Source organism: Shewanella sp. GXUN23E (assembly GCF_050865035.1).
Taxonomy (GTDB): Bacteria; Pseudomonadota; Gammaproteobacteria; order Enterobacterales; family Shewanellaceae; genus Shewanella.
Genome location: NZ_JBOZWP010000041.1, coordinates 1 through 4,525 on the forward strand (window position 1 = coordinate 1; position 4,525 = coordinate 4,525).

The 4,525-nt window shown below is 49.0% G+C and carries 4 protein-coding genes and 4 tRNA genes; 2 read left to right on the plus strand and 6 right to left on the minus strand.

Annotation, left to right across the window (positions count from 1 at the left end; translation table 11 throughout):
* Nucleotides 1–115 precede the first annotated feature (115 nt).
* The 4 genes from ACRRUX_RS20415 to ACRRUX_RS20430 all read right to left on the minus strand — a co-directional run bounded on the left by ACRRUX_RS20415 (nt 116) and on the right by ACRRUX_RS20430 (nt 476).
* Nucleotides 116–191, minus strand: a tRNA-Thr gene (locus ACRRUX_RS20415).
* 7 nt (nt 192–198) lie between these two features.
* Nucleotides 199–272: transfer RNA gene (locus tag ACRRUX_RS20420), tRNA-Gly, on the minus strand.
* Between the two features lie 35 nt (nt 273–307).
* Nucleotides 308–392 (minus strand) — tRNA-Tyr (locus ACRRUX_RS20425).
* Between the two features lie 8 nt (nt 393–400).
* A tRNA-Thr gene (locus ACRRUX_RS20430) sits at nt 401–476 on the minus strand.
* 236 nt (nt 477–712) lie between these two features.
* On the opposite strand from ACRRUX_RS20430, the gene coaA reads away from it, so the two are divergent.
* Nucleotides 713–1,660, plus strand: coding sequence for a type I pantothenate kinase (coaA, locus tag ACRRUX_RS20435; protein ID WP_432534079.1), 948 nt, complete (start codon nt 713–715; stop codon nt 1,658–1,660).
* 3 nt (nt 1,661–1,663) lie between these two features.
* Here the strand turns inward: coaA and birA are convergent, their stop codons facing one another.
* Nucleotides 1,664–2,623, minus strand: coding sequence for a bifunctional biotin--[acetyl-CoA-carboxylase] ligase/biotin operon repressor BirA (birA, locus tag ACRRUX_RS20440; RefSeq protein WP_432534081.1), 960 nt, complete (start codon nt 2,621–2,623; stop codon nt 1,664–1,666).
* Between the two features lies 1 nt (nt 2,624).
* Nucleotides 2,625–3,644 (minus strand): UDP-N-acetylmuramate dehydrogenase, encoded by a 1,020-nt coding sequence (gene murB / locus ACRRUX_RS20445; RefSeq protein ID WP_432534083.1) that lies wholly within the window; start codon nt 3,642–3,644, stop codon nt 2,625–2,627.
* A gap of 161 nt (nt 3,645–3,805) precedes the next feature.
* On the opposite strand from murB, the gene ACRRUX_RS20450 reads away from it, so the two are divergent.
* Nucleotides 3,806–4,420 carry an isocitrate lyase/PEP mutase family protein gene (locus ACRRUX_RS20450; RefSeq protein ID WP_432534085.1) on the plus strand — a complete coding sequence of 205 codons (615 nt, stop codon included), beginning with the start codon at nt 3,806–3,808 and terminating at the stop codon, nt 4,418–4,420.
* Nucleotides 4,421–4,525: the final 105 nt, after the last annotated feature.

Below are 4,525 nucleotides of genomic sequence, written 5' to 3' on the forward strand. Positions count from 1 at the left end.
TGGTAGTGCCTCAATCCAAGAGTCTTGGTGATGAAAACCTGCAGATGCAAAAAAATTTCGACGAAACAATATTATTCGTCGAAACCAATTTTTCGCATTAGGAAATGTAGATTAGTGGTGCTGATACCCAGAATCGAACTGGGGACCTCATCCTTACCAAGGATGCGCTCTACCGACTGAGCCATATCAGCAACATTTTGGAGCGGGCGGCGGGAATCGAACCCGCGTTATCAGCTTGGAAGGCTGGAGTAATACCATTATACGACGCCCGCGTTAACCTACTAGGTTACCTAATACGTTAGGAAAATGGTGGAGGGAGAAGGATTCGAACCTTCGAAGGCGGAGCCGTCAGATTTACAGTCTGATCCCTTTGGCCACTCGGGAACCCCTCCAGAGAAAATGGTGCCGGCACCAAGAGTCGAACTCGGGACCTACTGATTACAAGTCAGTTGCTCTACCAACTGAGCTATGCCGGCGCTTCATTTCGGTAGCGGATATTAGGTAAATGTCGGCATGAGTGCAATAGAAAAATCGTATTTTCCCGAAAAAAAGCATCAAGCGCTGCTTTTTTATCCCGCCCAGCCTGATTTTGTGCAAATTTGTCGCAACCTGCTGATGAGATTTCCTTTCTGCTTCAATGGCAGAGCCCTCCAACTATTGTTCGCTCTCCACTGATGGTGTACTGTGCCTTTCCGGTCTGTGAGGATGAACCATGATCAATAACACTCATATACAAGAGGCACTTTACCTGACGTTTGATCGTCAGAGCTGGGCGGAGCTCAGAAATGCCGTGCCTATGACCCTGAGTGAGGCTGAACTCGAAGGGCTAAGGGGCATCAATGAGCAAATCTCCCTGGATGAAGTCACAGACATCTATTTGCCTTTGAGCCGCTTATTGAATTTGATCATCGGCGCCAAACAGCAAAGAGGAATTATCCTTAACGAATTCCTTGGAAAGAAGCCTACGGAAGGCCCTTACATTATTTCCATTGCTGGCAGCGTTGCAGTTGGCAAAAGTACCACAGCCCGTATTCTGCAGGCATTGTTGCAACACTGGCCAGAACATCCAAAAGTAGATTTGGTGACAACAGACGGGTTTATCTATCCGCTGGCAACGTTAAAGCGTAAAGGCTTGCTGCAACGCAAAGGCTTTCCGGAGAGCTACGACACCCGCATGCTGCTGGATTTTATTTCCGCTCTTAAAGCAGGCAATAAGGAAGTTCATGCACCGCTGTATTCACACATCACCTACGACAGGTGCGAGGATACTCAGGTTATCAGGCAGCCAGACATATTGATCCTGGAAGGCCTCAATGTATTGCAAACCGGAATTGATTCACCGGGCCTGACAAGGCGGCCATTTGTATCTGATTTCGTAGACTTTTCATTGTATGTTGATGCCAGCGAATCATTGCTGAAGAAATGGTATATCAATCGATTCCTGCAGTTTCGCAGCGGCGCTTTCAGCAAGCAAGACTCTTACTTCAAGCACTACGCCAAGCTGTCGGATGCTCAGGCCAAAGAAACTGCAGCTAACATCTGGGATAGCATCAACGGCCCTAACCTGCGCCAGAACATATTACCTACCCGTGAACGGGCACATCTGATCCTGCAGAAAGGAGCCGGCCATCAGGTGGCTCAGGTGATGCTGAGGAAATGATGATTATTGGGGGCGCAGACTGATCTCTCCCCCAACAAACCCCTTTCGCCCCTCAGCAGTATCAAGCAGCACCGCACCCTGCTCATCAATCCCCATACAGACACCGCTGATCACCTGTTCACCCATGTGCAAATCAACCGGCTTTCCGGCAAATAGGTCCGCCTGTTGCCAGCGTTGCAGAAAGTGGAGCAGTCCAGACTGTTCAAATTGCTGCAAGTCTTTATAAAGTTGCCGATGCAAATTGAGCATCAGAGCTGTTTTATCGAGTGACGCAGGAACTGCCGACAGATCACTCCAGGGCTGATCAATCCTTTGCCCCTGCGATTCGGTCATCGACATATTGATCCCAACACCAATCACCAACTGACATTCACTGTCTGTTTGACCTGTCATCTCGACCAAAATGCCTGCCAGCTTACGGCCATCCAAATAGAGATCGTTGGGCCACTTGAGTCCCAGCCCTTCGACACCCATCTGTTGTAATACCGTATACAAAGAACAGCCAACCACCAGGCTTAGGCCCATTGCCTGAGCCATCCCCTGTGGAAAACGCCAGAATAAAGAAAAGTACAGATGATTGGCGTAAGGGGAGACCCAGGTGCGACCACGACGCCCGCGGCCAGCAGACTGGTACTCAGCAATACACAGATCGCCGCTTTTTAGCTCTTGCGCATGGCCAAGCATAAAGGCATTAGTGGAATCCAGCTCATCAAAATAAAAGCAGCGTTGACGTATGCCATCCAGCAGCCTGACCTGCTCAATCAAATGCACCGGCTTTTCCAGCTTATAACCCCGCCCTTTGACGCTATAAACCGATACGCCATAGTCAGCCAGCGACTCTATATGCTTGTTCACCGCCGCCCGACTGATACCCAACTCCTGTGCGAGCACTTCGCCGGAAACAAAACTCCCCTGATTCAGCAAAGCCAGAATAGCCCGCTTACGCTGCCAATGATCCTGCATATCAGATCCTCACCTCTCCATTGCGGCCAATCACTCTGGGCTCAGGCTCCAGCATAACGCCAAATTTTGCAAATACCTTGCTGATAACATGGCGCGCCAATGCGCAGACTGACGACCCGGTTGCACTACCGAGATTCACCAGGACCAGCGCCTGCTGCTGATGAACGCCCACGCCATGTTGCTGATACCCTTTCAGACCAGCCTTATCAATCAACCAGCCCGCGGCCAGTTTTACCGAGCCATCCGCCTGCGCGTATCCCACGATACCGGGAAACTCACTGGCCAATCTTGTGTACTCGGCTGCACTGACCACGGGGTTTTTAAAGAAACTACCAGCATTACCCAGCACCTGCGGATCCGGCAACTTGCTGCGCCTGACTTCACATACCTTGTCGAATATCTCTGCAGGGGTCACCGTCTCAGAGACAAATTCACTTAAAGGCCCATAAGACAGATTTGGCTGCCAGGCCTTCGATAAAATTAAACCAACTGCCAGAATCACCGACTTATCTCTGAGCTCACCTTTAAAAATCGAGTCCCGATAACCAAACAAGCACGCCTGATTATTTAACCGATGAACATCGCCTGTTGATAAGTCAAGGTACTCCACCCATTCACACACCTGGCACAGCTCAATGCCATATGCGCCAATATTCTGAATAGGCGCAGCCCCCACAGTACCTGGGATAAGCGCCATATTCTCCAAACCCGGCATATCATGCTTTAAACAGTACTCGACCAGCTCGTGCCAATTTTCACCGGCTTCTACACTCAATCGATAGGCATTATCTGTTTCAGCCAACTCAATACCTTTGGTCATCACCCGAATAACTGTGCCACCAAAATCATCAGTGAGTACCAGATTACTGCCACCGCCAAGAACAAGCATAGGTTTCTCATCAGCATAAGCTGCCAATGAGGCATCAATAAGCACGTCACGGGAGTGCGCCTCAATCAACTCCGTACAACGCTGATCCAATCCAAAGGTGTTAAATGGCTTAAGAGAAATACTTGTCGACACGCGAATGACTCAGTTCTTGGCAAAAAACGCATTGTACCCCCTTGGCCCCACCTTAGCGAATAAGCCCAATCCGACGATATCAAAATACCTGTCCAGTTTTCGGTTGTTGGGCGGTTAGACGCCTGACTAAGATGCAGTACATTCTTTAGGAGGAGCCGACCATGATATTCACCGCAAGAAAGTCACCGTTAATTCTTCCCAATATCTGGGATATCCATAGCGCAGTAATCGCCCAGCAAGCGGGATTTTCCGCAATAGGTACATCCAGTGCTGCCATTGCCGCATACATGGGCGTACCGGATGGTGAACAAATGCCTTTTAGCATGCTGGTGAAACTGGTTGCAGACATTCGCAGGCACACCGATATTCCGTTGACAGTTGATATAGAAGGAGGCTATTCGGCAGCTCCAGAACAAGTGGCCGAAAACATAAACACCCTGATACACCTTGGCGTAACGGGAATAAACATAGAAGACAGTATGATTGCGGGAAGACGCCAGCTTTTGAGTATTGAAGTGTTTTGTCACCGACTGCAACAAATCGTCAGCAATCTCGGCTCAGCCAAGAATCAGCTTTTTATCAATGCCCGATGCGATCTGTTCTTTCAAAGTAATCCTACTGCCACAGAAGCTATTTCACGGGCTAAGTTTTATCAACAATCCGGGGTTGACGGCATCTTCTTTCCAGGATTAACAAACCACAATGACATAGTCCATATCAGCCAATGTAGTGGTCAACTAATTCCGGACAATAAATTAAGCCGATTCTCGGCATGAACCGGAGCAACGCCGTCATTGTGTTAATGCGGGCGTTGCCGATTGTAATAGTGCATCAGATATTCGCTGATATTTTTCCTGGCCTCAATCATCGATGGATAACCA

Coding starts and splice junctions, on each gene's coding strand:
- coaA (WP_432534079.1), top strand. CDS start 713: ATGATCAATAACACTCATATACAAGAGGCACTTTACCTGACGTTTGAT.
- birA (WP_432534081.1), bottom strand. CDS start 2,623: ATGCAGGATCATTGGCAGCGTAAGCGGGCTATTCTGGCTTTGCTGAAT.
- ACRRUX_RS20450 (WP_432534085.1), top strand. CDS start 3,806: ATGATATTCACCGCAAGAAAGTCACCGTTAATTCTTCCCAATATCTGG.